The sequence below is a fragment of the Georgenia sp. SUBG003 genome (assembly GCF_000715355.2).
GTDB lineage: Bacteria > Actinomycetota > Actinomycetes > Actinomycetales > Actinomycetaceae > Georgenia.
The window spans coordinates 4,192,242-4,217,420 of the sequence record NZ_CP180204.1 but is presented as its reverse complement, the minus strand read 5'-3'; the positions used below and the strand labels follow the sequence as shown (position 1 = coordinate 4,217,420).

Here is a 25,179-nt window from a genome sequence, read left to right as displayed (position 1 = left end):
AACCTCCGGCACCCCCGGCGTACCCGGGCGGACGGAGCACGTCCTCAGCCGGACAAGCTCGTCGTCAACCGGGGTGACCCCATGTGGCCCATGGAGATGCTCCCGCGGCTCTCCACGCTAGGCCGCGTAGCGATCACCGAGGCTGTGCTCAACTTCGGGAGGACTCAGCCCTGGACCGTGCAGCACCGCTCGAATGTCAGCTACGGCCGGAACGCATACAACCCGCCGGAGTACTGGTGGGTGAGTCAGCACGGCATGCTCCTGACACCGCTCGGGCCATGGCCGGTGGCCTCCTGCCTCTCGCCCGATGCCGATCCGGTTCCGCCGGGCTTCCCGGTCCCGGACGTGACGACGGCGCAGGCGCGCCGGCTCGGAATGGTCGAGTCGCTGGACGACCTCTCCTACGACGACTGGGTCACAATTCTCGAAGCCGTCGAGAAGACCGACGACATCGCGCGAATAGCCTCGGCCTACAGCTGGGCCTGCCGCTACATCACCGCCCCGGAGCAGCTCAGGGTCGCAGTAGGGCAGGAGCTTCGACACGTGCCGACCAAGAACGTCTGCGTGGTGTCGAGCCACGAGGCGTCCCGCTCCATGCGAGAACTCGGCCAGCCTGTGCTGGTCGTGACGGACCGGGAGGCGTTCACCGATCTGGTCGAGGAGTGGGGAATCACCGACGGTGATGATGCTGTCCGCTACACCATGGAGGCGGCGCCCGTGGGAGAGCCGGTTCGCATCCTCGACAAATATCCGCCGCTTCGAAACTTCCTCAGCAAGGACCAAAGGGTGACTTCTCCCGCCACGAGAAGTCACCTAAGAGATATCAGCGTGACTACAACGAACGGGCGTATCACTTCTACGACTTCCGGTGGCGGAACATCCTGCACTTGCTGCCCGACCTCGTTCGACAACTTGATGGCACACCCACCACGAAGATCTTGAGCCACTGAGGAGCCGATATGACCGCCATTGCTCTGCTGAGCCACTTCGGCATCAATGTCCCCCCGATACGTCACGATGAACGGACGTGTCGTGTTCGACAACGTCACGTCAACCCCTACCGGCGGATACGCGCACGCTACCTTCGGTGACGTGACACCGGTTGCACCTCACACGTTCCATGGGGGGGCAGACGAGCCCGATGACACACCGGGTGGAGATGCGGCGTGGTGGGATGTGGATGCGGATCAGGTGACTCGCCACATCGAGGCCATGGAACGTGCATTTCCCGGGTTCACCTACTTGCCGGCCGAGGACGACTTCGCTCCGTGCTGGATGGGCGACATCGTCACCGGACGTGGGACGTTCCCGATCGGCGTCTTCTTGCGTCGCGACCGTGGGCTCCCTTACGTGGCCGTTCGTGGGCAGCGCCGTTTGGGCGCGCCCGCCGGTCGTCGGTGGGAGCGCGCGCCTCACCTGTATGACAGCGGCAACTTGTGTGTCGCTGACCAAGGCGATTGGAATCCCGATGAGCACACCGCGCTGGCCTGGTCCGCTCGCTCTCCCGGTTCGGAGAGCGCAATGCGCGCTCGGCACGCTAGGTGAACATTTCACCGCGAGCCTCTTGGAGCACCTCTGCCGAATGCTCGGCGTGCGCCTCGTGCATGGCTTGCGATTTCCCGGCTCCGTACGCGCGGACATCGACCACGCTGTGGTTGCCGGCAACCGGGTAGCGCTCATCGATTCCAAGCTATGGAAGCCCGCCCTTTACGAGCTGGACCCGTGGCGGAAGATCCTTGGCAACAAGCAGACGCACGCGGGCTACCACACGAGCCTCGGCACGGCGATCGAGCGCGTCCGCGCACTCATTCCGGCAGCCGAGGTGCGTGGCTGGATCGTGGTGCATCCCAACGCGCCCAGCACCGTCGGTGTCGTCAACTCGTGCACGTTCATGCAAGTGACAGGTCGGCGGGGCGATAATTTCAATGACCGGAATACTTCTGCGCCACGTCCGACTGGAAGCAAGCTATGTGTGACTCCCCTAGCATCTGCACGGATGCCGGGTTGTGCGACGCACCACCCGACCGCAACGGGGAGGAAACAGCATGGCTTCGTCGAGCGCAGCGCGCAGGTACCGCTACCTCATGACCTTGCACCGGCTGGACCGGCTCGCGTTGCTCAACCTCATGCGGCCCGCGTTCCCCGCGCTCGACGAGGACTACCTCCGGTCGTTGACCCGCGCCAAGATGATCGATGCCCTCCTCGATGCGCAGGCCGAGGCCGTTAACGACGCGTGGGACGAGGTCGATCGTTACCCCCTTCGACGGCCGGACTTTGGCACCTCAGCCCCGGACGGGCGCCTGTTCTTGCGTCGATCGAAGGTGCACGTGATCTGGCAGAGCGACTGGGAGCTGGGTCCAACGCGACACGAGGCAATTTACCGCCATCGGACGACGGAGGACGCGGACCGGCCCTAAGGTCGGGGCATGGCAGCCCCACGCGTCCTCGCGATAGTCCTGGCCGGCGGCGAGGGAAAGCGGCTCATGCCGCTGACCGTCGACCGCGCTAAGCCCGCGGTGCCGTTCGGGGGCATCTACCGCCTCATCGACTTCGCCCTGTCCAACATCGTCAACTCGGGCTACCTCCGGGTCGTCGTGCTGACGCAGTACAAGTCGCACAGCCTGGACCGGCACATCGCCAAGACGTGGCGGATGTCGAACCTGCTCGGCAACTACGTCGCCCCGGTCCCCGCGCAGCAGCGCGTGGGCAAGCACTGGTTCCTCGGCAGCGCCGACGCCGTCTACCAGTCCCTCAACCTCATCGACGACGAGCGGCCCGACATCGTCGTCATCGTGGGCGCGGACAACATCTACCGCATGGACTTCTCCCAGATGGTGGAGCAGCACATGGACTCCGGCTTCCCGCTCACGGTGGCGGGCATCAGGCAGCCGCTGTCCCTGGCGGACCAGTTCGGGGTCATCCAGGCCGACGCGGACAACCCCCACAAGATCGGCGAGTTCCTCGAGAAGCCGACCGACGCCGTCGGGCTGACCGACTCCCCCGACGAGATTCTCGCCTCGATGGGCAACTACGTCCTCGACGCCGACGCGCTCGTCGAGGCCGTCACCGCCGACGCCAAGGACGAGTCCTCCAAGCACGACATGGGCGGCTCGATCGTCCCGGCGTTCGTGAACGACGGCGCCGCGGGCCTGTACGACTTCACCTTCAACGACGTGCCCGGGTCCACCGACCGTGACCGCAACTACTGGCGCGACGTCGGCACGGTGGACGCCTACTACGAGGCCAACCAGGACCTCATCTCCGTCTACCCGGTCTTCAACCTCTACAACGACTCCTGGCCGCTCTTCACCGGCTACACGGGGCTGCCGCCGGCCAAGTTCGTCTACGCCCACCGCGAGCGCCTGGGGCACGCCCTGGACTCGATCGTCTCCCCGGGGTGATCGTCTCCGGCGGCGAGGTCATCGGCTCCGTCCTCTCACCCGGTACCCGGGTGAACTCGTGGTCCTCGATCCGGGACTCGGTGCTCTTCGACGGGGTCGACGTCGGCCGCAACGCCACCGTCAACCGCGCGATCCTCGACAAGAACGTCAGCGTCGAGCCGGGCGCAGGTGGGGAGTCGACCACGAGCACGACCTCGCCCGCGGCTTCACCGTCACCGAGTCGGGCATTGAGCCGTCTGGCGCCGTGGTCCGCAAGGTGTACATCATGTCCTGGGCGGTCAACGCGTCTCGCATCGCACGGTCGGTGGGCAACGTGCCCACCCCGACAATTCCCCACTGACACTCGCCCGTGGCAAGCACGCGGTCGATGTACATCGCCTGGTGGGCGCGGTGGAAGCCGCCCACTCCGATGTGCAGGATGCCGGGCCGGACGGCTGCGCGGTCGTATCGCGGTCTCTGCACGTCCGGGTCGACGTGCTTCAGGGTGCGCGCGTTGAGCTGGGTCATTGCTTGTTCCTCCAATCCCGCACGTCGCTCGACGCCGCGGGTCATCCCAATGCCGTCGTTACATGCACGATTAAGTCGGCGCGGTCGCGCGACGGTTCGACTGCGGCCGCGTTTCGCTCGTCAACGCCATCGACCCATGTCACCGAGTCAAGCTCGGAGTGGCCGTACGAGATCCGCCGGTTGATGAGGCGTTCGCGTCGGACGTCAGGGGCGACGTCGATGAACCATGCCTCGTCGAGGTACTGCCGTACGGCTCCCCATCCGTGGTCGTCGTTAAGGAGGTAGTTGCCCTCGGTGATGACGAGCGGCACGTCGGGGAACACCGGTACAGCGCTGCCGATCGACTCCTCGAGGGCCCGGTCGAAGTACGGCGCGTAGACGACGCCGTCTCCCTGGTCAGACAGGCGGGACAGCAGAGCGACGTACCCGTCGACGTCGAAGGTGTCCGGTGCGCCTTTGCGGTGCGCTCGCCCGAGGCGCCGCAACTCCATGTTGGCGTAGTGGAACCCGTCCATGCCGATCAGCACAGCGGTGTCACCGAGGGCGGCGGCCAGCGCGGCAGAGCGCCGGCGTGGCGAGGTCATCGTACGTGACCAGGAAGTACGGCGACGACCGTGTCGCGCAGGTGGTCACCTACGGGACCATCAAGGCCAAGCAGGCGCTGAAGGACTCCTCCCGCGTGCTCGGCTACCCCTTCGCGATGGGGGAGAAGCTGACCAAGGCGATGCCGCCGTCGGTCATGGGCAAGGACATCACGCTCTCGGGGATCTTCGACCCCAAGGACAAGCGCTACGCCGAGGCGGAGGAGTTCCGCCAGGTCCACTCCACGGACCCCGAGGCGCAGAAGATCGTCGCGTACGCGCAGGGCCTGGAGGGCATCAAGCGCCAGTGGGGCGTGCACGCCTGCGCCGTCATCATGTCCTCCGCCCCCCTGATCGACATCATCCCGATCATGCGCCGGCCCCAGGACGGCGCCATCATCACGCAGTTCGACTACCCGACGTGCGAGGGCCTCGGCCTGCTGAAGATGGACTTCCTGGGCCTCCGGAACCTGACGGTGATCGACGACGCGCTGAAGAACCTCGAGGTCAACGGCAAGGAGCCGGTGGACCTGGAGACCCTCGGTCTCGACGACCCCAGGACGTACGAGCTGCTCGGGCGGGGCGACACCCTGGGGGTGTTCCAGCTCGACGGCGGCGGCATGCGGACGCTCCTGCGGCTCATGCGCCCCGACAACTTCGAGGACATCTCCGCCGTCGGCGCGCTCTACCGCCCCGGCCCGATGGGCGTGCCTCGCCACGCGGGGCGGCTGCCCGCGCGCGTCTACGCCCGCGCGACGATGGTGACCACCCTGTCCCCGTGCGACATGTGCGCGGGAGCGATCCTTCTCTACGGCATCCCGCGTGTGGTGATCGGCGAGAACCGCACGTTCCTGGGTGCGGAGGACCTGCTGCGCTCGCGCGGGGTCGAGGTGGTCGTGCTCGACGATCCCGCGTGCGTGGCGCTGATGCGCGAGTTCGTCGCCGCCGAACCGGCGCTGTGGAACGAGGACATCGGCGAGGAATGACCCGGGAGCTGACCCGGGGAGTTGTCCCCGGGGGGAGTTGTCCCCATGGCCGGTGGGCGACAAGGCGCATTTCGGACCGGTAGGAATGTTCCCAGCGGATCCCGCCGGCAGGCGGCGGGTCCTCGATCCCACGAGGGGGAGTGACGCACGATGTCGAACATCAACGTCTCCTACGACGAGATGCAGCGCGAGGCCAACAACCTGGTCACGGCGAAGGACCAGATCATCGCGGACCTGAACCGGCTGCAGGCGCAGATCCAGGGGCTGGTGGAGTCCGGGTTCGTCACGGACCAGGCCTCGGTGCGGTTCAACGAGTCCTACCAGCAGTTCACCACCGGGGCGCAGCAGACGATCGAGGGTCTGCAGGACCTATCGCAGTACCTGACCAACGCATACTCGAGCGTCGAGCGTCGCGTCTCTCCGAGGAGGTCTGCGACCCTGCGCGACCTCGCATCCATGAGATCGGCATCATCGAGGCAGCGGTGCGCTTCGAGTTCGAGCGCTGCGGCCACCGCACCGAGATTCGAGGCATCGGCCCACACGTTGCTGGCGTCCTGGCCTCCCCCACCGCAGCCTCGCCGCATCGAAGTGCGCGTGGAGCACGGCGCGAGGGGTGACGCCGCGAGCCGCCAGCTTCTCGGTCAGATGTGCCACATGCTCGTCGCGATGAGTGAGCAGTTGGGGCGGCGCGTCTGCGCTGAGGTCCTCGGGAAGCAGGGCGCGCTTGTGGTTGACGACCACGAGCATCGGAGCGCCGTCACGCGCAATGGTCGCGACGTCATCGAGCGTCTGCGGTTGTGGTGGGTCGTTCGACACCACCCAGACGAGCAGGTCCGCGGTCGAGGCCGCGAGCCTAGTCAGAGCGGTGTCGTCTGACCCGCGGAATGCGCCGACGCCGGGAGTGTCGATGTAGTCGACCTGCCCCGCGCACCACTCGATGATCCGTCTCGTGGTTCGTTGGTCGCCTCGGCCTATCTCCTCCTCCCCCGTCCCGGTAAGGGCATGTCTGAAGGTGCTCTTCCCGGCCTTGGTTCTGCCGACAAGCGCGACGAGAGGGGTTCCCATGACTGAGCGTTCGACTGCCCGCTTGGCCAAAGCGAGTTGATCGCGTAAGTCTCGTACAGCACGGTGCGCGGATGGGAGCTCCTCGAGGAGTCGTTCAAGTACGAGCATCTCGTCGAAGATCTCGGGAGCGCAGCGCCCTCCCTCGGCGAGATCGATGGCTGACGGCAATGAGTCCAACAACGCACCTGTCCTGTCCACGGAGATCTCTGCGTCAGGATGGCACGGTCCGATACTCGACGGCTCGCGTTCTGGCGTCGGAGTTTGACGATTACGCGCGCGGAGGACGACCCACTGGTAGTTCGGACGATCGTGGCAGCAAATAGGCGGTGTATCGCTTCCGTCCGCGGACGCAGCCGATACGATCGAACGGTTGTCACCACCGCTGAACCGAGGTCGATCCAGACGTGGCCGGCGAGGATCAACTGCCGATGGTGGTGCAGATCCGCCGCGCCCGACCTCTCGCAGAACGAGCGAGACCAGCTGGTCGAGGCGATTCTGGGGCAGCGCGGATTCGACTTCGGTGACGAGGCCGTCGCCGAGACCCAGCTGCGCCGTCAGGAGTACGACGCACTGAGGATCGGAAGGCCCGAGACCGATCCGCAGCAGAACTTCGTCGCCACGTCGGTCCCAGTCTCCGGGCGCCTCGACTCGGTCGTCTCTCAGGTGATGGCGGTGCCACGCCTCCGAGAGGTCCGAGCACTCCAGGCATTCACGCGCGTAACACCGTCCGGCGGTCCCGAGGACCGAAAGAGATATGCCCCTCTGGCGGACCGACGCACACGTTGGCTGCCCGCGATCGAAGTGCTGGGGGAGGGCATCTTCCTCGGGTTCGACGAGTCGACGCTCTCCGCATGGGAGGTCACTCCGTTCGCGGCCACGCGGACGGGCAAGATCCAGCGGGCGCTCGATGACCGCGCCATCGAACGCAATTCCGTGGCCCGGCAGCTCCAGCCACGGGAGGTCCTGCTTCACACGCTCGCACATGTCTTCCTCGAGGAGCTCTCCCTGGATGCGGGCTATCCGGCTTCGTCGCTCCGGGAACGCGTGTACTCGGACGAGGGCATGGCCGGGCTCCTTGTCTACACCGCTACCGCAGACGCGGCGGGCAGCCTGGGCGGGCTGGTCGCGCAGAGCGAGACCGACCGCCTTGCCGCCGTGCTGCACAGCGCCGTCGAACGCTCGGCTTGGTGCACGCAGGACCGGTGTGCATCGAGTCCGTGGCCGGCGGATCCGGAGGGCTCAACCTGGCGGCCTGTCACGCCTGCGTGCTGCTGCCTGAGGTCAGCTGCGAGAAGCAGAACACTCTTCTGGACCGTGCCGTGCTCATCGGCACCCCCGAGGAGCCGGATCGGGCCGTGTCTCAGTCCCAGTGTGGCCGGTCACCCTCTCAGGCCGGCTACCCGTCGCTTGGTAGGCCATCACCCCACCAACAAGCTGATAGGCCGCGAGCCCATCCCCGACCGACACAGTCTTTCCACACCCCACCATGCGGCAGGGGCGTCATATCCGGTATTAGCCACGATTTCTCGCGGTTATCCCGAAGTCGGGGGCAGGTTACTCACGTGTTACTCACCCGTTCGCCACTAATCAGACCCGGGCAAGCCCGGGCCCTCATCGTTCGACTTGCATGTGTTAAGCACGCCGCCAGCGTTCGTCCTGAGCCAGGATCAAACTCTCCGTTAAAAACACACGCCGAACCAACACCCCCAAAAGGCACGGCCGACAATCCATACGGAGAACCCCACCCCCACCAACCGGCAGGACCAGGGCCAATCCAGGCCAACGCACCCGGCCCCGACAGGCAGGACCAGGCACGACAACCAAAACAAAACAAAACCCCAGGCACCACGACACACCAACCACGAGGCCGGCCGCCACGACACCCAGAATTCAAATGGCATCAAAAAACTTGGCACACTGTTGAGTTCTCAAAGAACAGACACACACCGGAGACAGAACCCGAAACAATTCCCGCTCTCGGACCCCCTCCGGGGCAACCTCTCAAACCTAACCCGTCCGAACCCGCCCCCCGCAAATCCCCCCCGGAGTAATCCAGGACACATTCACCAGGACAAAGAATTCGACACAGGTCAGCTGCGCCCGACGGCGGAGATTGTGCGGGCCATCGTCGAAGGATGCGAAGGCACGGCTTCGCGAGCTGAGCGCGCTCACCGGTGCGAGGGTTGCCGAAGAAGTCAGCTGAGAGACGGGAACACGGCGGGACCCCACGCCGCGCCGACCGCTGCGCCAAGGATCATCGATGGCCCGAACGGCACGTCCGACTTCAGCGTTACCCGACGAAGGGCGAGCAGGACCAGGGCGGCTAGCGCGTTGATCGCGAAGGCAGCGAAGGTGCCGAGAAGAACCTGCGACCAGCCACACCAGCCGAGGAACATGCCGAGGACACCCGACAGTTTGACGTCGCCCAGACCCAAGCCGGCGGGGTAAACCCATGCGACTACGAAGTAGCTCAAAAGCAGAACAACGCTTGCCGTCCCTGCTCGGACAAGGGAACTCCATGTTCCGGCAGCGGTTGCAGCAATCGTTAGCAGCGCCAGTAGCGCCGGGTACATCGGAAGAACGATGATGTCCGGAAGCCGAAATTCTGCGAGGTCGGCAACAATGAGCACCGCGCACGCTACGGCGAGCACCGAAAAGGCGAGGACTTCTGCCCAAGTTTCGCCCAGGGCCGCCGCGCCAACGCCACCAATTGCGGCCAGCGGAACGTACGCATGGTGCGAGTGCAGCCGTGAACGCCTATTGGTGACGGTGTGCACCCAACGGCAGAGCGAGAATGCACCAAAGTACGTCCTGCGGAAGCTCGGGGCGCGCGACACCCGGGTCGAAGAGGTACGGCCCGTTCCCGGAGGGGAAAGCACGATGGTCGTTATTATCGACAAGCGTCGATAAGTAGCGCGGTCATCGGTGGGTAGCTGATCGAACTATTCGGTACTGAAGACGTGGTGGGTCGGTTGGCACGCCATCCAGAGGATGAGCCGCTTCCATGATCGGCGTCCGACCGTCGGCTCTGCTGGGGCATGAACCGGTATCCTGCCCAGGCGTTCCTGAGAATGTTTCTCAGGCTTCCTGCCGTAGCGCTCAACGCTTGGTGCAGTGGAAGTCGTCAAAGCTGCATGAAACGCCAGACGAGTCCATGGGGCGTCGCAGAAATCCGGACGCGTTCATCGTCGCGCCGAGGCATCGCTTTGGAGGGACGCCATCATTCCGATGGCCAAAACCCGACGCCGGGGGCGCATCACCCGTATCGCGGGCTGACCTGCGGGAACGTCGGGTTTCACGTGAAACTTCGCAGTGACGAGAAGTGCGTCCACTCTAGCCGGCCGCAAACTGCTGAACCGAACCATGGGTGACGGCGTGCCAAGTTCGGATACCTCTCTCGCGGTGTACGAACGTCAGAGAATCTCGCACGCCGTTGACTAAGGCCTCTCCTGACGGCAGCGCGGAGTTGCGTGGCGTTCCCACAAGCTTCCCCGCCTGTTTGGCGTCCCGTGAAAAACAGGGTGCTCGAGGACCTCGGCGCCGGCGAGCCGCCGCGCGTGTCCGCCGTGGGCAGCGACTCGGTGCGCGTGCAGACCGAGCGTCTCACCAACGAGCAGACCACCGAGGTCCAGGGTGCCCTGGCGGAGGCGTACGACGTCCCGCCCGAGGATGTCGCCGCCACGTTCGTCGGCCCGACCTGGGGAGCCGACGTCACCTCGAAGGCCGTCCAGGGCCTGATCATCTTCCTCGTGCTCATCACGGTCGGGATGGCGCTGTACTTCCGCACCTGGACGATGGCGCTGGGCGCCGTGGGAGCGCTCCTCCACGACCTGGTCGTCACGGTCGGCGTCTACGCCGCCGTGGGCTTCGAGGTCACGCCGGCCTCCGTGATCGGGTTCCTCACGATCCTCGGCTACTCCCTGTACGACACGGTCGTGGTGTTCGACAAGGTCCGCGAGAACAACGCCGACCTGTACACGCAGGACAAGTACACGTACGCCGAGGGCGCCAACCTCGCCGTGAACCAGACGCTCGTGCGCTCGATCAACACCTCGGTCACGGGACTCCTGCCGGTCGCGTCGATCCTCTTCGTCGGTGCCTTCCTGCTCGGAGCCGGCACGCTGCGGGACATCGCGCTCGCCCTGTTCGTCGGCATGACGCTCTCGTCCCTGTCCTCCGTCTTCCTCGCCGCCCCTCTCGAGGTGGCGCTGCGGGAGCCTCGCGCAGCACGGTGATCACTCCTCCGAGTATCGGCTGCGGTCGCTAGATCGCCGGCCGCCACTTCGAGTCTCGCGAGATTGATCAAGGACTGGGAGACCTCCCTTTGGCCAGCCTCGCGCCTAGCCTGCAAAGCTGTTTCAAGTTGCGCCGCGCGCTCGCCAGGTCGTCGACCTTCCTGTAGGCAAGCCCGAGGTCGTCATGGATCCGGCAGCGGACCGCCCGGGCGTAGGCGTCGTCTGCCACAACCAAAGTCAGCGCGTGCTCAAGTTGACCTACGGCATCATGGTTGCGCCCCTGGGCGCTGAGCACCTTAGCCTGAGCGGAGAAGCGTCCGCCGCGAGCGTTGAATAGATGGGCCCCTTCTATGAGTGGTCGACTGCCCTCTGTGTCTCCGCGTATGCGCTCTCCAAGTCACCTGATCGTCGGAGGAACCGTGCGTACGCCAAACGCTCAGCTGGGCCACCAAGAACGGCGGCCTCATGGAGCGAGGCGCGGCCAGCATCAGCCTGGCCAAGGTCGATGAGCTTCTCGCCCTGGAGTCGCAGATTTGCCGCCCGCAGAACGTCCTTCCCCGACGACGGCAGCAAGTCGACATGCTGCGGGATCTTGGTGCCCGCGAGCTCCTCCCACGACTTGAGACGATCAGTTAGCTTTTCCTTCAAATCTCGTAGGCCGCTGATCGATTCGAACATCACCGAGTGTCGGTCGATGATCTCCTGTCGCAACTTGACGATGCGCCTATCGGGGTCAGAGTCGTCGACGAAGCCGACCCATAGATCTCGCATGGGCTGCTCGATCTGTCCTAGTTCGAGGAGGCCGGTGAAGAACTCTTCCTCGGTGCCCGAGGTATAACCCCAGGGGCTGCCCGGCGCGCTGCCCCAAGCACGCTTGAACAATACGATCATGAAGTGGCTCTCGGCGATCAGTTCGTTGATCGCCTCTTGGGCCCGGCGCGCGGTGCCGCGCACACGGTTCCATTCCACAACCTCGTACGTCACCCTGCTCTCGCCAGTCTGACGAGCGTTGTGCTCATCGACGCACGCACGCACGGTGGACCGCTCATCTTCTAGATCACCGGGCGAAGCGAGAAAGATACGGAGCGGGAGCGCGTCAACCATGGGACGAACGATAGTCATCGTCCAAGATGCGGCTAAGTCGCAGGGCCGGACGCCATGTCCACCCGGGCTAGCGCAGGAAACGTCCCAGTAGAGGAACCCTCGCGGGGACGGTGCAGGTCATCCGGCGCCGCCCCGGCCTCGGCGGTGACCTCTGGGTCCTCGGCCTGGCCATGACCGGGTTCGCGACCATCTTCGGCGCCGTCAACTTCATCGCCACGATCGTCACGCTGCGCGCCCCCCGGCATGACCATGTTCCGGATGCCCATCTTCACGTGGAACACCCTCATCACCTCGCTCCTGGTGCTCATGGCGTTCCCCCGTCCTGGCCTCGGCCCTGTTCGGTCTGGGCATCGACCGGGTGCTCGGCGGCCAGATCTACAACCCCGACTTCGGCGGAGCTTGCTGTGGCAGCACCTCTTCTGGTTCTTCGGCCACCCCGAGGTCTACGTCATCGCCCTGCCCTTCTTCGGGATCATCTCCGAGGTCATCCCGGTCTTCTCCCGCAAGCCGATCTTCGGCTACAAGGGCCTCGTCTTCGCCACCATCACCATCGCGGCGCTGTCGATGACCGTCTGGGCGCACCACATGTTCACCACCGGCGGCGTCATGCTGCCGTTCTTCTCGCTGATGACGATGCTCATCGCCGTGCCCACGGGCGTGAAGTTCTTCAACTGGATCGGCACGATGTGGCGCGGCCAGATCACGTTCGACGCCGGCATGCTCTTCGCCCTCGGCTTCCTCGTCACGTTCCTGTTCGGCGGCCTGACCGGCGTCATCCTGTCCAGCCCCGCGATGGACTTCCAGGTCCACGACACCTACTTCGTGGTGGCGCACTTCCACTACGTCGTGTTCGGCACCGTCGTGTTCGCGATGTACTCCGGCTTCCACTTCTGGTGGCCCAAGTGGACCGGGCGGATGCTCGACGAGCGGCTCGGCAAGATCAGCTTCTGGATCCTTTTCATCGGCTTCCACACGACGTTCCTGGTCCAGCACTGGCTGGGGGCCCAGGGCATGCCCCGCCGCTACGCGGAGTACATGGTGGAGGACGGGTTCACCCTGTACAACCAGCTCTCGACGGTGGGAGCCTTCCTCATCGCCTTGTCCACGCTGCCGTTCCTGTGGAACGTCTACACTCACCCAGCGGCGGGCCGCGGACGGTGTTCGTCGACGACCCGTGGGGCTTCGGCAACTCCCTCGAGTGGGCCACCTCGTGCCCCCCTGCCGCGGCACAACTTCACCGTGCTGCCACGGATCCGCTCCGAGCGTCCGGCGTTCGACCTGCACCATCCCGAGGTCGCCGTGATGGACCACTCCGAGCCGAACCGGGACCTGTTCGACTCGCTGTACGCCGGCCCCGAGTGCGTGGCCGGGACGATCTCCTCGATCGCCTCGACCGCGGACGCAACCCCGAACCCGCCCGAGCGCGGGAAGGAGATCCCCTGATCTCGTCGCCGGCCTCGGCCTGCCGGGTCTGACCAGTCCGGCTCGGCGACGCGACCGCGGACCGCCGGCCCTCCCCCGGACCGCGGACGGGAGGTAGCACGGCCGGTCGACACCCTGGCCGGCGCCGAGCAGTCGCCTACCTGGCCGGGGACGTCGGCACCTTCGACGCAGGCACGGCGGACGACATCGTGGACCACCATCAGGCCACCGTCGGCTCACATACCTGCACGCCGGACTGCACATCCCCGGTCGGCCGGACCGGGTACCCGTGCGCATCGAGTTTCGAGCGGAACCGACATGGGAGACGTACGGCCTTCCGCCGGAGGACTATCCGGCGGTCTATGCCGACGACGGCGACTCCCCGCATCGCATGCCTGACGATGGCCTGTGCCTGTTCTATCCGGGTGACCTGCCGTGGCGTCGATGGCGCTCCCGCGTGGACTTCTTGGACGGGCTGTTGCGCATCGTCTACGACCACCTGTGCGCTGAGCACATCTGGCGGGAGACCGGCGGACATGACGGTGGGGTGTGGGTGTTGGACGAGGCCCCGCACGGGTTCCCAGCGAGGGAGGCGGCGTGATCGTTCGCGAGCCCTTAGTGGTGACCGTCGAGACGGCCTGGTTGTTCTGGGGGTTCGGACCGCTTGAGGTAGCCACAGTCGTGGCCGCGGTACTGGGCGCTCTGATCGCGGCCCTGGTCGTGGTGGCCGCTACCGCCAGCAGAAGAACGCCACCAGGCGCGAGGAACGCGTCACGGTGTACGCCGAGGCGCTGCGCGCGGTCGAGGACTATCTCGAGTCGCCTTACCTCATCATGCGCCGCGACGGGGCCACCAAGCCCGCATGGACCTGGTTCGGCACGTGAGCCGCTGGCGATCTGGTACGGGGCGAGATTGCCCCCCGGTAACAACGGCAACGCCACCATGCGTCTTGCTGTGGTGCCTCATCTGCCGGTGATTCCCTACCTTGCCGATGAAGTCGTTATCAGGTCTAACCTCGCAGTAACGGTCGGTGCAGTCGCGAAGTCAGAGGTTCCCGAGGCGCACCCGCTCGAGACGCCCCGTTCGCCTCGACGCTGAGCGGTTCAGCGAAAGCTTCACCGACCAACCACGCCTTGGCACCGGAGCGCAGGTGCTGAACGTCGAGACGAGCGGGAATCGGCGACGCTACCTGGTTCAGGTCAGCGTCCAAGGTGGCCGCGCAGTGGGAGCCGACAGCAGGACGTTCATGGTCACCCCGGCGCGCGTCGCCGAGATTCTCGTGGCCCTCAGTGGGCAGCTCGTGTCACGAGTCGGACGGGTGACCAAGCTGGAAAATCTGAACACGACGGCGGACGGTGCCACCGCAGTTCTGACCATCGAATCCCGCACCGCCTACCCCGAGGAGGTGTAACTGTGTCGGACAAGATGACCTTCCCCGCTCAGTACGTAGAGAAACTGCACAAGGAGCGGGACGACATGCGCACCCGTCTCGTTGCCGCTGAGGCGCGGCTTGCCGCCCAGGCCGAGGTTGAGCGGTTGAGGTCGGAGAACCTGGCACTACATCGCCGGATCATTGCCCGAGCGCATGGCCTAGAGCCAATTGCCGACCGGCTGAGGGGCGCGGTGATGCGCTGGTACATGTCGAAGAGGTTTGCCGTACTTCGAGGACACGGCCCCGCTGCCCATGCGCCGGACCGCCTCGGAGAAGTCCAGGTACACGCCGCGGCGCACGCCCTCGACCTCCGGGCCGACGCCGCGCCCCTCGTCGCACACGTACTTGGCCGCACGCGAGGCGATGTCGCGCGGGACGAGGTTGCCGAAGGCGGGGGTAGATGCGCTCGAGGTAGTAGTCGCGGTCCTCCTCGGGGATCTGCCGCGGGTCCTTGGTGCAGTCCTCAGGGCGCTTCGGCACCCAGATGCGTCCGTCGTTGCGGAGCGACTCGGACATGAGCGTCAGCTTCGACTGGTACTCGCCGGCGACCGGGATGCACGTGGGGTGGATCTGCGTGTAGCAGGGGTTGCCGAAGTAGGCACCCTTGCGGTGGGCCCGCCAGGTGGCGGTGACGTTCGACCCCATCGCGTTGGTGGAGAGGAAGAAGACGTTGCCGTAGCCGCCGGTGGCGAGCACGACGACGTCGGCCATGTGGGTCTCGATCTCCCCGGTGACCATGTCGCGGACGATGATCCCGCGCGCCCGCCCGTCGACGACGACGAGCTCGAGCATCTCGTGCCGCGCGTACGTCTTCACCGTGCCGGCGGCCACCTGTCGCTCGAGGGCCTGGTACGCACCGATGAGCAGCTGCTGGCCGGTCTGCCCGCGGGCGAGAAGGTGCGGGAGACCTGGACGCCGAAGGAACGGTTGTCGAGGAGGCCGCCGTACTCGCGGGCGAACGGCACGCCCTGGGCGACGGCCTGGTCGATGATGTTCGCGCTGACCTCGGCCAGGCGGTAGACGTTGGACTCGCGGGAGCGGAAGTCCCCGCCTTGACGCACCTCGCCGTGGAGGAGGGCTTCTTCGCCGACAACGGGCTCGACGTCGAGGTGAAGATCGCCGAGGCCGGCTCCGCCATCGTCCCGTCCGTGGTCAACCAGGAGAGCCCGATCGGCTACGCCAACGTGGTCTCCGACCTCCAGGCCATCGACCAGGGCCTGGACATCAAGTTCGTGTCCAACTGCTGCGGCACCGGGTCGGACCCGGAGAAGGACACCTCCCGCATCTACGTCCTGCCCGACGGCGAGATCCAGTCCGTCGAGCAGCTCGCCGGCGCGAACATCGCCGTGAACTCGGTCAACAACCTCGGGGACCTCACCATCAAGGCTGCCCTGGAGGGCGAGGGGGTGGACGTCTCGACCCTCGAGTTCACGCCCATGCCGTACTCGGACATGCCCGCGGCGCTCGAGCGCGGCGACGTCGACGCCATCTGGTCCGTCGAGCCGCACAAGTCGATCTCGGACAGCCGCGGCTTCAAGCCGCTGATCTCCAACTTCGTCGAGCCCTTCCCGGACACGACGCTGGGGTACTACATCACCTCGGGCGCTTTCGCCGAGGCCAACCCGGAGGTCGTGGCGAACTTCCAGGCCGCCATGGACGAGGCGAACCAGTTCGCCACCGAGAACCCGGACCGTCCGTGAGGTCATCACCGAAAAGCTCGAGCTCGACCCCGAGCTCGTGGAGCAGACCAACCTCGCGGTGTTCGCGCCGGGGCTGGACGAGGAGAGCGTGAAGACCTACGCCGAGGCGGCGGTGAAGTACGGGATGATCGGCGAGGAGCCGAACTTCGACGACATCTTCGTGCGTCCTGAGAGCTGAGCGGAGCGACGCGCAGCGGGGCGGGCGGTCCTTCGGGATCGGCTAGCGGTCCGCACACACGCTGGTTGGTACCTACGAAGCTGGCCGCATCGCTCCAGGGAATCCCACCGTCGGGGGGCTCTTCCACTGCAGTTTCGCCAGCAGGCGCTGGTGAGGGCCCGATGATGCACAGACCTTCCTCGCTGAGCAGGTCGATCGCTTCCCTACGGATTAGTTCGTTCCATGAGTCGCAGGATTCAGCGCCGTACTGCTCGGCGAATCCACGTGCCGACATGTAGTCGGGCCAGACACCAGATTCTGTCGGGCAGTTGTCCCCGAGCCAGTCGAGTTCCGAGTTGATGGCTTCCGACGTATCGTCGGTCCTAACTCGCTCCACGATGGTGTTGAACAAATCGCTGCACGAGACGTTTGTGGTGGATTGGGTGGACCAATCGACGTTCCCTCCAGCACCGCAACTGGCGAGCAGCATCACTGTTAGTGATGTAGCCCCAACCCGAACAGGAACCCACTTCAACCTCGTACTCACCTCGGCGCCAGCAATCGGACATCGACGAATGGAACTGAAGGCAAACCTATCGGTCCACGTCTGAAACTGTCCGACGTATGCCTTCTCGAAGTTTTGTCGGCGGTGTCTATCGTGAGAAGTGGACAGCTGTTGGGTTCCTCAAGCGAAGCTCTACTGCGCGATTTTGGAAATCTCCATGACCGCAGCGAACCTCCAGCTTGCCTTCAGCGGCAAGTCCCCAGGCCCCTCCATCGCCTGGACGTCGTTCGGAGCGATGAGGATTGCGTCCGGCTGGTTCGCGGAGACTGAGGACAGAATCGGCTGCTGCAGGGCCGGATCCCACTTCTGGGGACCCTGGACGCTGACGTCTACGCCGAGCTCCTCGGCGGCGGCTCGGACGCCGCACTCCATGGAGATGTAGAAGTTGTCGCCGATGACGCCCTGGATGAACGCGACGCTGAGCTCACCTCCGTCCGTGCCGCCGGCCGCGCCGGTCGAAGAGTCGGAGGGTGCTCCGGTCGAGCAGGCGGCAACGCTGCCGACCATGAGCATGGCGGTTCCAAGCAGCAGTGCTCGATTACGTCGCATGTCAGATTTCCTTTCGGTTGCGGGGGGCGATGCGGGAGATGAGAGAGACTTTCTTCTGGCCGCGAGAAGCGGCGGCACGGCGAACCTGATCGAAGTAGACCGCCGTGACAAGGAAGGCGCCCACGACGACCTGCTGCCAGTACGGTTCGACCCCGAGAATCACGAAGCCGTTGCGCAGGGTCGCCGGGATGAGAAGGCCGATGACGGTGCCGAAGACGGTGCCGACGCCGCCGAACAGGCTGGTTCCGCCGATGACGACGCCCGCAATGACATCGAGGTTGGTAAGGCTGTGGCCGGCGATCGTTGTCGAGCGGAAGAAGGTCAGGTTCAACAGGCCCGCAAGGCCGGCGAGCAGGCCTGCGAACGCGTAGACCTTGATCAGTTGACGGTCTACGTTGATGCCGACGCGTCGGCAGGCCTCGAGCAAGCCAGCTGCTTGAGCCACGCCTCTGACGCCACCGCGGACCGACTTTGGCCGTGCCTGTAACCGGCCACGCAGTCCATATCCGTTGGTGATGGCGGTTCCTGGGATTGTCAACGGAGAGGGCCAGAGTGAACACGGATCGTCCGGCTCTGTGTTGCTCTACGTTGGCGGGATGGGGACGCCGCTCACAGGGGATGCTCCGCGGACTGACGCAGAACGTGAATTCCTTCTCGCCTTCGCCGCCCACGTCTCTCACTGGGCCGTCCCCGACGTAGCCCTGGACGCTTTCCGGGTCGTCGCGGGCCTCCGCCCGTTGGTGGTGATGACCGACGTGCCCGGGGTGGATGTACCGCCTGGGCATTGCACCCTGCAGATCGGCTACTGGGACGACGGCCGGGGATGCCGGGCGCTCCAAGGCGAGTGGGGTGATGAGTATCTGCTCGACAACCATGAGTACACGAACGACGGATTGACGGTCTTCGGCCTCCAAGAGGAGCCGGGCACCTACGGGACGCTGGCCGCCAAGTGGCTCGAGCGCCAGCTGCAGCGCCCGGTGGACCGGCAGGACTGGTTACGCGACGCCACAGTGGTGCGGTCTCGCTGGGTGTTGCCGGACACCGGCAAACGAATTGCGCGGACTCAGGACAGAGCCTGGTTCGTGCGAGGCGCCCCGCACCGCACCACGCGGGTACGCGGGGAGCAGCAGAAACGTCCGTAAGCGTGAATTTGAGATTGGCCGGCATCGAATCTCTGCTGGCGCAGTCTCACTTAGCCCCGGGCGAGCGCAGTCACATCGCGAGCGACCTGCGAGAGCTGCTCGCCCGGCTCAAGGGTGATATCGCCGATCGCCCGCCAGCCTTCGTTGTCCCAGTCAGACCGATCGTGGCGCACGACCACGGTCAGGCGAACATGCCCATATTCGTGACCTGCCTCAATCGTGAGGTTCTGATGATCCGACGACGCCTCGGCATGGTCAGAGACGTCCGAAACTGCATCCACGCGCTGGATAAGACTTAGTTCCGGACGGAGTCTGGACGGTGCGATAGCGTCCAGCTCCAGCACCGTCCGATCTAGGGAAGGTTCCAAATGTGGAGAAAGCTGCCCGCGGGTGCGTCGGCTGTCGTAGTAGTGACCGTGTTTGTCGCTGGCTGCAGCGCCAATAGCGGCGCCGAGGCGATGTCAACTGAGAGCGCTCCGACGGCGTCTTCGTCGACCGCCGCCGTCGTGGCGGACGACGCCGTTTGCGCGGGGTTCAGCGATGTCATGACGATCGTGGAGAACGCGGACATCGGTGTTGGTGATGGGCGCATGGAGCGCCAGGAGCAGCAGGCTGGTACGGGATCGCCACGCGCGTGCTCGATCGTTTGCCATCAGGCAGAGACGGTGCCGTCAGTCATGCGATCGCCGACCTTCGAAGGATCGCCCCCGCGGTTGCGCCCGGGTCAGGAATGGAAGCGGTCGGCATCGGATCCGCGGAGTGGCACGGCGCCACGGAGGCCCTCGCCGCGGCGTGCCGGGACGCAGGTGTGGAACTGGCGATCGGCGTCTTCACCGGGGGATGACGCAGGCCTTTCACCACCGGCGTTACCGGGTGTCCTGTCGCCTGTGCTTCCGGTGTTGAGCCGAGTTGAGGGGGTGGGTGCCTCGTTCGGACGTTAGTGCCCCCGAGCGGTCCGGGCTCATGATGCGCGGCTGTGAGCGTGGTTGAGGGTTGCTAGCCCCGAGCGAGGTTCGGTGCGTTGCTGAGCTTCCGATCGAGTGCGTAGGCGAGGGTGCATGCGCCGGTGTAGGCGAACAGGTCCGCGATCCCGAAGGTGGTGCCCAGCACCAGTCGAATGGGCGGCCAGGATTGCGCCGGCTGAGCGGGCAGGCCGGTGAGTTGGAGTGCCTCGATCAGCAGGCAGACCGCTATTGCTGCGCCCGCGATCATTGCCCTGGGCCTGCCGGGAGACAAGATTGCGACGAGCAGATAGATGAGGACGGCGTACAGGCGTCGCCGGCCGGTCCCGTCCACGCGCCATCGGTAAACGTGCGGATGCTCAGCCCGAGCGCGACGGTTATCAGTGCGATGACGCACAACGTGGCTTGCCTGGTTCTGCTCGATGCGCCGGTGCGCGACAGGGTGGCGGGTACTGGATGGTCTGCCATGGACTCTCCAACTTGCGTGGAATCCCGCCGCCGTCAGGGCGAGAGTTGCGACTTAGTGTCCCTAACTCAGCGAATTCGATAGTGGTCAGTTAGTCGCCCGCTTGCCGTGAACAGTACGAAGAGCTGTCTGGTTCGTGAAATGCTGAGGATAGTTGTCTGGGTGCGGATCGGAACTTTGCGGGAGATCGGATGAGTAAACGACTCACGTGCATGTCGCTTGCGTGTGCCGTTGTGCTCATCGTTTCGGCCTGCACCGCCTCGGACACCGCGCCCCCGGACAACACAGTGGTGGCCACTTCCGACCCGGCGCCGGTTATGAGCACGGCCGCCACCCGTCGCGGTGTCTCGATCCACGAGGACTGCGAGGTCACGGAGCTACGTCGCGTGGCCGGCCGTGCGCACGACGTCCACACCTCGGTCGGTGTGGTTCGGGCAGACCAGGTAGTCGTCGCCACCAGCGGCTACACCGGGCGTCTGACTCCGTGGCTGCAGCGCAGGATCGTGCCGATCGGGAGCTACGTCATCGTCACGGAGCCCCTCAGCGACGAGCTGATCGACGACATCATGCCGACCCGTCGCGTCGCGGCCGACACGAACCGCGTCTGCTACTACTTCCGCATCACCCCGGACAACCGGCTGCTCTTCGGGGGACGTGCACGCTTCGCCGTGACCGTGAAGGAGTCGGACGCAAGAAGTGGCCGCATTCTCCGCCGGGGGATGACCGAGATATTCCCGCAGCTCACAGGTACCCGGATCGAGTACTGCTGGGGCGGCCTCGTGGACATGTCCCTGGACCAGATGGTCCACGCCGGCGAGCGTGACGGAGTCCTGTACTCGGTGGGCTACAGCGGCCACGGGGTCCAGATGGCGACCCACATGGGCTCGGTGATGGCGCAGATGGTCGGTGGCGCTTCTGACGTCAATCCCTGGGGATCCCTCACCTTCTTCCCCATGCCGGGCCACTTCGGTCCGCCGTGGTTCCTGCCGCCTGCGGCTCCACTGTTCAAGTTCCTGGACAAGGTGAGCTGAAGAACCGACATGGGCGGAGCGAGGAGGAACACATGATTTTTGCCCTGAGAAGGCTGGTCGTCCTGGCCGGTACCCTCATCGTCGCTTCATTCCTGGTCTTTCTCGTTCCCTACATGACCCCCGGCGATCCGGTACGCAAGCTCATGCGGGCCCGTACGGGATCGCTCGACATCGACCCGGCAGCCGTCGAGCGTTTCCGCACGGCGAACGGGTTGGACCAGCCGATCGTCGAGCAGTACGCGGGCTGGCTGAGCCGGGTCGCCCAGGGCGACTTCGGTCTGTCCTACACGAGCCGGACGTCCGTCACCGAGATGATCGGTGGTGCGCTCGGTGTCACCGCCACCCTGGCGGTCGCCGCACTCGGGTTCGCGGTGATCGTCGCGCTTCCGCTCGGCTCCATCGCGGCGATCCGGAAGGGGAGGTCCGCCGACACGTTCATCACGACGACGACACAGGCCTCGCCCGCGAGCTCCTGGGCTGGATCAACAACATCCGCCCGACGGACATGACCCAGCTGTTCTACATGCACTGCCACAACGAGCTTGTCCTTGCGCTTGAGGATCTGCTCGACGTCATCGACGGACGTCCGAAACGCGACGGGGATGACTCGGATCCTGATTGCGGCGGCCCCGCTACGGCTCAATGACCGATCGCTAGTCAAGGGCGAAGGTCTTCGCGTTCCGCTGGAGCGTCGTGACATAGGACTACCGATTGAGATGTGCGAAGGAGCGGGGGCTTCGGGTCCATTCCTCCGTGGTCGGTGCCCGCTCAGCGGGGTTCCTGTCCCGGCTCCCTGGATCTCCGTGGCGCCTTAGTGCGGCCTTTCGGCTTTTTCGCACGTGATTCCCCCGAGCAGGCGCTCGGCGTCTGACACATCTTCCAGACGCATCAGCACATCACCCCTGAGGACCTTGAGCATGCGGTCGTATCCCACGCCCGCCAGGGCCGCATAGTCCTTCACGGTCAGACCCCTAGATCGCAATTTGGCCGCGATGCGAGCGGCAATCGTGTTCTGGAGTCGTGCGGTTTCGAGTCGTGCTGCGTGATCCTCACCTGAAACGCTGCGCCAAGCGATGTGCTCGTCTTTTCCGAACTGGCCCGGCACCTGTGCGTATGTCCTCGGCCTGAATCGGGGATCGCTCATGCTCGGGAACGACCTTCCTTCGCCTTCGTGGCGACTCTCGCCACGCCTCAGGTTAAGGCGGATACCGGTCGAGACTCGACCCTGGCGCAGGTTCCAACACGCCCAGTCGTAGAGGTAAAGGGTCTCCTAGACATGCTAGCGTGTCTACCAGACATGGTCGAACAGCGACCGTCGAGTGGAGGACCGCTGTACAGGAATGAAAAGACCGAGCACGGCCGCGACGCAGGGGCAGTGGGGGAACTCATCAGCTGGGTTGACGCAGCTGGAGAAATCCACGGTTGTCGGCCCAGTCCCGAGTGTGTCGGGATCGAGCTGCACCTCGCACTACCAGCGCGTGAAGCGGCCCGGTACCAGGGGCAACGGAACTATCACGGCCATTACTGGTGCGCCGGGACGCGCAACCATGTGTGGTACGAGTCCATGACTGAGTACACCTCGCTGATGTACCTCGATCACACGGAAAACTGTCCGCGCTGGCGGCTCAACCGGCCTGCCTCCAGTTCAATGACGGCAGTCGCCACTATCCAGATTTCTTCGCCCTGCTCGAGTCCGGCAAGAAGGTGATGTACGACGTCCGGCCATCCGAGCTCGTGGACGAGGCAGCTGCAGCACAGTTCGCCAAAACAGCCGAGCTATGCCAGCGAATCGGCTGGGGGTACGAAGTGCTTCACGGGTTGATGGGCATCCAGAGGCACAACCTGGAGTGGGTTGCCGGGTATCGACATCCGTGGAACTGCCCGGCGGAGGAGGACCGCTTAAGGCTCCTAGCCTTCCTGGACCAGCCACGGACCCTCGGCGACGCTGCACGGCTGCTCGACCTGAAACGGCCGTCTCGCCACATCCACGGCATCTACCACCTGATGTGGCGACTTGGTCTTGAGGCTGTTGCTCTCACTGGCGCGTCAATCATTCACTCCCTTCGAAGTTGGTTCTTGACCACCACAGGTCCACAGTTGTTCATCTTCGTACTAGCCTGGTACGGGATTAGTCAAACGTCACGCAAGCGAGGCGACGGTATGCCAGCCATTGCCTGCCGAAACCAACGGCCATCTGGGCGGCCGCCTGCCACGGCGTTTAGCGACCCTGCGACTCTATAACAATAGCGTTTTTGAGAAAAGGATTTCGATCTTGATTCAGAATTTCACCCGTAAGCCGCTGATAATCTGGCGAAGTGCCCAGTGGATGTGGAGGGCGGTGTCTATCGGTATCTGTCTCAGCACTGGGGCAACGAGGTGCTGGTGGTGACCGCCCGCGGCACATCTCCAGAGCGCTCCCTTGTTGGATGGTCGTCCAGCGGTATTCCACACATAAAACTCGGAGAAGCTAGGGACCCAGACGAAGAAGCCTTGCGTATTGCTGATGAGTACGCCGATGGGATTCATCTGGTTTATGGCCTTCGTGGCGAGAACTTCCGACGGTTTCGTATGCTGTGCAAGAATCCTGGTAGGAAGCTCGGGATTGTAGCCGAGCGCCCGACAAGGATGCGGCCGGGGTGGCGCAATCTGTTCGGACGAATGTTGTCTATCGCGTACTACCGTACTTTGAGCCTCAGATACGGCAGCAGGATCCAATTGTTCTTCGCACTGGGGCGCCGCGGCGTTGAAGAGTATCGGCGCTTAGGGTTTCGGGGAGAGGTGCTGTATCCATACATGTACAGCCCGCCAGCGCATCATGTCGTGCCGGTCGTAGAGTCGGGTACGACCCAACTTCCTCTCCGCTTCGTTTACGTCGGCCGCCTACGGCGGCAGTTCAAAGGCGTGCACGTTCTGATGGAGGCTATCGATCGGCTTTCAGGCGGAGACTGGCGACTTGATTTCGTAGGTGGATATGGCGAGCTTCTCGCTGAGATAGAGCATTTGGCCGCGAAACACCCGAACGTGGAGTACCTCGGAGCGTGGAACTCGGCCGAAGTTGTAGAGAGACTGCGACCATATGATGTCTGTATAGTGCCGAGCACCTTTGACGGTTGGAAACGTCGTCGTAAATGAAGCGCTCAATGCGGCATTGGGCGTCATCGCGACTGACGAAGCGGTGAGTGCTGCCGCCGTCCGGGCACTTCGAGGCGACGGTGCTCACCTGGAGCCGGTTGGTCCAGCGGGTGCGAGTGTCGCCGGTAGCGGTGCCGGTGTACGGGTCGGGTCTCGCGGGCATGTAGGGCACATCGGCGCCGTATGCACGTCCTTGCCGGGAGTAGCCGCCGTTGGTGGAGGAGAACTCGGTGAACGCGACCCGCCCGCCGTACCAGCGAACCTGGCCGGCAGTCTCCTTGATCGCCCTGTCGGTCGAGTCAGCCTCGCTGGATCTCGGCAGGAAGTCGATCCCGTCGGCGACCACCTGGGCGCGCCCGCCGTACACCTGGCACCTTGTGGTGTCGCAGGTGTCTATATGACCGGTCTGGCGCGTGGCGAGCACGTAGCTCCGGGCTGCGACGGCTTGTGCCTTCAGTGCCTCCAGGTGCCAGCCTGAAGGGGACTCGCGCGGGACCACACCACGGAGGTAGTCCTCGAGAGGCAGGTGGTTCACGACATCGAACGCGTCTGCCTGCGACGAAGCCCCGACCAACCGCATGCTGCCGCGGTACCACGTGCCGTCCGTCGCCTTCTGGGCAGGAAAGAGAGCCACGCCGTCGGCGGTGGAGAACGTGATCTCTCGGGCGCTCGACCTGTAGGTGTTGCGGATGCCGGTGAGCGCAGCGGCACACACCAGCGAGATGCACGTCAGCCCTGGGCG

The 25,179-nt window shown here is 64.9% G+C and carries 23 protein-coding genes, 9 pseudogenes and 1 other annotated feature; of the genes and pseudogenes, 19 read left to right on the top strand and 13 right to left on the bottom strand.

Features of this window, described 5'->3' with window-relative positions:
- Nucleotides 1-90 precede the first annotated feature (90 nt).
- The 4 genes and pseudogenes from DA06_RS23275 to DA06_RS23260 all read left to right on the top strand — a co-directional run bounded on the left by DA06_RS23275 (nucleotide 91) and on the right by DA06_RS23260 (nucleotide 3,741).
- On the top strand, nucleotides 91-942 hold the full coding sequence (locus DA06_RS23275; RefSeq protein ID WP_418606181.1) for a hypothetical protein: 852 nt from the start codon (nucleotides 91-93) through the stop codon (nucleotides 940-942).
- Nucleotides 943-1,420: 478 nt separating this feature from the next.
- Nucleotides 1,421-1,735, top strand: a pseudogene (locus DA06_RS23270) (nuclease-related domain-containing protein); the annotation flags it as partial.
- Between the two features lie 310 nt (nucleotides 1,736-2,045).
- The gene (locus tag DA06_RS23265) at nucleotides 2,046-2,417 is read left to right on the top strand and encodes a hypothetical protein (protein ID WP_418608389.1); all 372 of its coding nucleotides are present in this window, start codon (nucleotides 2,046-2,048) and stop codon (nucleotides 2,415-2,417) included.
- Between the two features lie 9 nt (nucleotides 2,418-2,426).
- A pseudogene (locus tag DA06_RS23260) lies at nucleotides 2,427-3,741 on the top strand (glucose-1-phosphate adenylyltransferase).
- Here DA06_RS23260 and DA06_RS23255 read toward each other — a convergent pair.
- Together DA06_RS23255 and DA06_RS23250 are read right to left on the bottom strand one after the other, a co-directional pair.
- Nucleotides 3,714-3,776, bottom strand: a pseudogene (locus DA06_RS23255) (hypothetical protein); the annotation flags it as partial. The pseudogenes DA06_RS23260 and DA06_RS23255 sit on opposite strands and share 28 nt — an antisense overlap.
- Before the next feature lie 173 nt (nucleotides 3,777-3,949).
- Nucleotides 3,950-4,492 carry a nucleoside/nucleotide kinase family protein gene (locus DA06_RS23250; protein WP_418608387.1) on the bottom strand — a complete coding sequence of 181 codons (543 nt, stop codon included), beginning with the start codon at nucleotides 4,490-4,492 and terminating at the stop codon, nucleotides 3,950-3,952.
- Between DA06_RS23250 and DA06_RS23245 the strand changes: the two are divergent.
- From DA06_RS23245 to DA06_RS23235, 3 genes and pseudogenes are all read left to right on the top strand, one after another.
- Nucleotides 4,470-5,208: pseudogene (locus DA06_RS23245) on the top strand (DNA polymerase III subunit alpha); the annotation flags it as partial. The gene DA06_RS23250 and the pseudogene DA06_RS23245 sit on opposite strands and share 23 nt — an antisense overlap.
- Nucleotides 5,191-5,475, top strand: a complete 285-nt coding sequence (locus tag DA06_RS23240; protein ID WP_418608183.1) for a hypothetical protein — start codon at nucleotides 5,191-5,193, stop codon at nucleotides 5,473-5,475. The pseudogene DA06_RS23245 and the gene DA06_RS23240, both read left to right, overlap by 18 nt.
- Before the next feature lie 150 nt (nucleotides 5,476-5,625).
- Nucleotides 5,626-5,871 (top strand): annotated as a pseudogene (locus DA06_RS23235) (WXG100 family type VII secretion target); the annotation flags it as partial.
- 72 nt (nucleotides 5,872-5,943) lie between these two features.
- Here DA06_RS23235 and DA06_RS23230 read toward each other — a convergent pair.
- Nucleotides 5,944-6,540 (bottom strand): GTPase domain-containing protein, encoded by a 597-nt coding sequence (locus DA06_RS23230; protein WP_418608182.1) that lies wholly within the window; start codon nucleotides 6,538-6,540, stop codon nucleotides 5,944-5,946.
- A 216-nt stretch (nucleotides 6,541-6,756) separates the two neighbouring features.
- Here DA06_RS23230 and DA06_RS23225 point away from each other — a divergent pair.
- Nucleotides 6,757-7,737, top strand: a pseudogene (locus tag DA06_RS23225) (hypothetical protein); the annotation flags it as partial.
- Nucleotides 7,738-7,862: 125 nt separating this feature from the next.
- Nucleotides 7,863-8,177, bottom strand: a sequence feature (16S ribosomal RNA rRNA prediction is too short).
- Between the two features lie 558 nt (nucleotides 8,178-8,735).
- On the opposite strand, the gene DA06_RS23220 reads toward DA06_RS23225, so the two are convergent.
- Nucleotides 8,736-9,317 carry a prepilin peptidase gene (locus DA06_RS23220; protein ID WP_418606180.1) on the bottom strand — a complete coding sequence of 194 codons (582 nt, stop codon included), beginning with the start codon at nucleotides 9,315-9,317 and terminating at the stop codon, nucleotides 8,736-8,738.
- Between the two features lie 768 nt (nucleotides 9,318-10,085).
- Here DA06_RS23220 and secF point away from each other — a divergent pair.
- Nucleotides 10,086-10,757: pseudogene (secF, locus tag DA06_RS23215) on the top strand (protein translocase subunit SecF); the annotation flags it as partial.
- Nucleotides 10,758-11,123: 366 nt separating this feature from the next.
- Here the strand turns inward: secF and DA06_RS23210 are convergent.
- Nucleotides 11,124-11,879, bottom strand: coding sequence for a DUF4062 domain-containing protein (locus DA06_RS23210; RefSeq protein ID WP_052437062.1), 756 nt, complete (start codon nucleotides 11,877-11,879; stop codon nucleotides 11,124-11,126).
- A 32-nt stretch (nucleotides 11,880-11,911) separates the two neighbouring features.
- Nucleotides 11,912-12,166: a hypothetical protein gene (locus tag DA06_RS23205; RefSeq protein ID WP_418606178.1), complete on the bottom strand. Its 255-nt coding sequence runs from the start codon at nucleotides 12,164-12,166 to the stop codon at nucleotides 11,912-11,914.
- Between DA06_RS23205 and DA06_RS23200 the strand changes: the two genes are divergently transcribed.
- From DA06_RS23200 to DA06_RS23190, 3 genes are all read left to right on the top strand, one after another.
- Nucleotides 12,138-13,322, top strand: coding sequence for a cytochrome c oxidase subunit I (locus tag DA06_RS23200; protein ID WP_418606177.1), 1,185 nt, complete (start codon nucleotides 12,138-12,140; stop codon nucleotides 13,320-13,322). The two genes, DA06_RS23205 and DA06_RS23200, sit on opposite strands and share 29 nt — an antisense overlap.
- A 268-nt stretch (nucleotides 13,323-13,590) precedes the next feature.
- Nucleotides 13,591-13,902, top strand: coding sequence for a hypothetical protein (locus DA06_RS23195; RefSeq protein ID WP_052437061.1), 312 nt, complete (start codon nucleotides 13,591-13,593; stop codon nucleotides 13,900-13,902).
- Nucleotides 13,903-14,451: 549 nt separating this feature from the next.
- Nucleotides 14,452-14,712 carry a hypothetical protein gene (locus DA06_RS23190; RefSeq protein WP_418606176.1) on the top strand — a complete coding sequence of 87 codons (261 nt, stop codon included), beginning with the start codon at nucleotides 14,452-14,454 and terminating at the stop codon, nucleotides 14,710-14,712.
- A gap of 211 nt (nucleotides 14,713-14,923) precedes the next feature.
- On the opposite strand, the pseudogene DA06_RS23185 reads toward DA06_RS23190, so the two are convergent.
- Nucleotides 14,924-15,788 (bottom strand): annotated as a pseudogene (locus DA06_RS23185) (FAD-binding protein); the annotation flags it as partial.
- A gap of 12 nt (nucleotides 15,789-15,800) precedes the next feature.
- Between DA06_RS23185 and DA06_RS23180 the strand changes: the two are divergent.
- Nucleotides 15,801-16,433 (top strand): ABC transporter substrate-binding protein, encoded by a 633-nt coding sequence (locus DA06_RS23180; RefSeq protein WP_052437060.1) that lies wholly within the window; start codon nucleotides 15,801-15,803, stop codon nucleotides 16,431-16,433.
- A 37-nt stretch (nucleotides 16,434-16,470) separates the two neighbouring features.
- Nucleotides 16,471-16,611 carry a hypothetical protein gene (locus DA06_RS23175; protein WP_418606175.1) on the top strand — a complete coding sequence of 47 codons (141 nt, stop codon included), beginning with the start codon at nucleotides 16,471-16,473 and terminating at the stop codon, nucleotides 16,609-16,611.
- A 676-nt stretch (nucleotides 16,612-17,287) separates the two neighbouring features.
- Here the strand turns inward: DA06_RS23175 and DA06_RS23170 are convergent.
- A complete protein-coding gene (locus tag DA06_RS23170) occupies nucleotides 17,288-17,668 on the bottom strand; it encodes a substrate-binding domain-containing protein (protein WP_418606174.1) in 381 nt (126 codons plus the stop codon).
- 37 nt (nucleotides 17,669-17,705) lie between these two features.
- Nucleotides 17,706-18,131, bottom strand: a complete 426-nt coding sequence (locus DA06_RS23165) for an ABC transporter permease (protein ID WP_418606172.1) — start codon at nucleotides 18,129-18,131, stop codon at nucleotides 17,706-17,708.
- A gap of 169 nt (nucleotides 18,132-18,300) precedes the next feature.
- Here DA06_RS23165 and DA06_RS23160 point away from each other — a divergent pair, with 169 nt between their 5' ends.
- The gene (locus DA06_RS23160; RefSeq protein WP_418606171.1) at nucleotides 18,301-18,846 is read left to right on the top strand and encodes a hypothetical protein; all 546 of its coding nucleotides are present in this window, start codon (nucleotides 18,301-18,303) and stop codon (nucleotides 18,844-18,846) included.
- Between the two features lie 50 nt (nucleotides 18,847-18,896).
- On the opposite strand, the gene DA06_RS23155 is transcribed toward DA06_RS23160, so the two are convergent.
- Nucleotides 18,897-19,190: a DUF6228 family protein gene (locus DA06_RS23155; protein ID WP_418606169.1), complete on the bottom strand. Its 294-nt coding sequence runs from the start codon at nucleotides 19,188-19,190 to the stop codon at nucleotides 18,897-18,899.
- Between the two features lie 652 nt (nucleotides 19,191-19,842).
- Nucleotides 19,843-20,142, bottom strand: a complete 300-nt coding sequence (locus DA06_RS23150; RefSeq protein ID WP_052437059.1) for a DUF2809 domain-containing protein — start codon at nucleotides 20,140-20,142, stop codon at nucleotides 19,843-19,845.
- Between the two features lie 422 nt (nucleotides 20,143-20,564).
- Between DA06_RS23150 and DA06_RS23145 the strand changes: the two genes are divergently transcribed.
- From DA06_RS23145 to DA06_RS23135, 3 genes are read left to right on the top strand one after another with little or no spacing between them, the layout of a single operon-like run.
- On the top strand, nucleotides 20,565-21,305 hold the full coding sequence (locus tag DA06_RS23145) for an NAD(P)/FAD-dependent oxidoreductase (RefSeq protein ID WP_418606168.1): 741 nt from the start codon (nucleotides 20,565-20,567) through the stop codon (nucleotides 21,303-21,305).
- Between the two features lie 32 nt (nucleotides 21,306-21,337).
- Entirely contained in the window at nucleotides 21,338-21,814 is a 477-nt protein-coding gene (locus DA06_RS23140; protein ID WP_418606166.1) for an ABC transporter permease, read from the top strand.
- Nucleotides 21,811-21,951 (top strand): hypothetical protein, encoded by a 141-nt coding sequence (locus tag DA06_RS23135; RefSeq protein ID WP_418606165.1) that lies wholly within the window; start codon nucleotides 21,811-21,813, stop codon nucleotides 21,949-21,951. The genes DA06_RS23140 and DA06_RS23135 overlap by 4 nt, the downstream gene beginning before the upstream one ends.
- 165 nt (nucleotides 21,952-22,116) lie before the next feature.
- On the opposite strand, the gene DA06_RS23130 is transcribed toward DA06_RS23135, so the two are convergent.
- Nucleotides 22,117-22,410 (bottom strand): hypothetical protein, encoded by a 294-nt coding sequence (locus tag DA06_RS23130; RefSeq protein WP_418606163.1) that lies wholly within the window; start codon nucleotides 22,408-22,410, stop codon nucleotides 22,117-22,119.
- 1,463 nt (nucleotides 22,411-23,873) lie between these two features.
- On the opposite strand from DA06_RS23130, the gene DA06_RS23125 reads away from it, so the two are divergent.
- Nucleotides 23,874-24,437, top strand: a complete 564-nt coding sequence (locus tag DA06_RS23125) for a glycosyltransferase (protein ID WP_418608180.1) — start codon at nucleotides 23,874-23,876, stop codon at nucleotides 24,435-24,437.
- Nucleotides 24,438-24,525: 88 nt separating this feature from the next.
- On the opposite strand, the pseudogene DA06_RS23120 reads toward DA06_RS23125, so the two are convergent.
- Nucleotides 24,526-25,017: pseudogene (locus DA06_RS23120) on the bottom strand (SpoIID/LytB domain-containing protein); the annotation flags it as partial.
- Nucleotides 25,018-25,179 lie beyond the last annotated feature (162 nt).

What these genes read in the sequence shown, in the direction of transcription:
- DA06_RS23275 (WP_418606181.1), top strand. Translation starts at nt 91, where the DNA reads ATGGAGATGCTCCCGCGGCTCTCCACGCTAGGCCGCGTAGCGATCACC.
- DA06_RS23265 (WP_418608389.1), top strand. Translation starts at nt 2,046, where the DNA reads ATGGCTTCGTCGAGCGCAGCGCGCAGGTACCGCTACCTCATGACCTTG.
- DA06_RS23250 (WP_418608387.1), bottom strand. Translation starts at nt 4,492, where the DNA reads ATGACCTCGCCACGCCGGCGCTCTGCCGCGCTGGCCGCCGCCCTCGGT.
- DA06_RS23240 (WP_418608183.1), top strand. Translation starts at nt 5,191, where the DNA reads ATGGGCGTGCCTCGCCACGCGGGGCGGCTGCCCGCGCGCGTCTACGCC.
- DA06_RS23230 (WP_418608182.1), bottom strand. Translation starts at nt 6,540, where the DNA reads ATGGGAACCCCTCTCGTCGCGCTTGTCGGCAGAACCAAGGCCGGGAAG.
- DA06_RS23210 (WP_052437062.1), bottom strand. Translation starts at nt 11,879, where the DNA reads ATGGTTGACGCGCTCCCGCTCCGTATCTTTCTCGCTTCGCCCGGTGAT.
- DA06_RS23200 (WP_418606177.1), top strand. Translation starts at nt 12,138, where the DNA reads ATGCCCATCTTCACGTGGAACACCCTCATCACCTCGCTCCTGGTGCTC.
- DA06_RS23205 (WP_418606178.1), bottom strand. Translation starts at nt 12,166, where the DNA reads ATGAGGGTGTTCCACGTGAAGATGGGCATCCGGAACATGGTCATGCCG.
- DA06_RS23170 (WP_418606174.1), bottom strand. Translation starts at nt 17,668, where the DNA reads ATGCTCATGGTCGGCAGCGTTGCCGCCTGCTCGACCGGAGCACCCTCC.
- DA06_RS23160 (WP_418606171.1), top strand. Translation starts at nt 18,301, where the DNA reads ATGGGGACGCCGCTCACAGGGGATGCTCCGCGGACTGACGCAGAACGT.
- DA06_RS23140 (WP_418606166.1), top strand. Translation starts at nt 21,338, where the DNA reads ATGATTTTTGCCCTGAGAAGGCTGGTCGTCCTGGCCGGTACCCTCATC.
- DA06_RS23135 (WP_418606165.1), top strand. Translation starts at nt 21,811, where the DNA reads ATGACCCAGCTGTTCTACATGCACTGCCACAACGAGCTTGTCCTTGCG.
- DA06_RS23125 (WP_418608180.1), top strand. Translation starts at nt 23,874, where the DNA reads ATGCTGTGCAAGAATCCTGGTAGGAAGCTCGGGATTGTAGCCGAGCGC.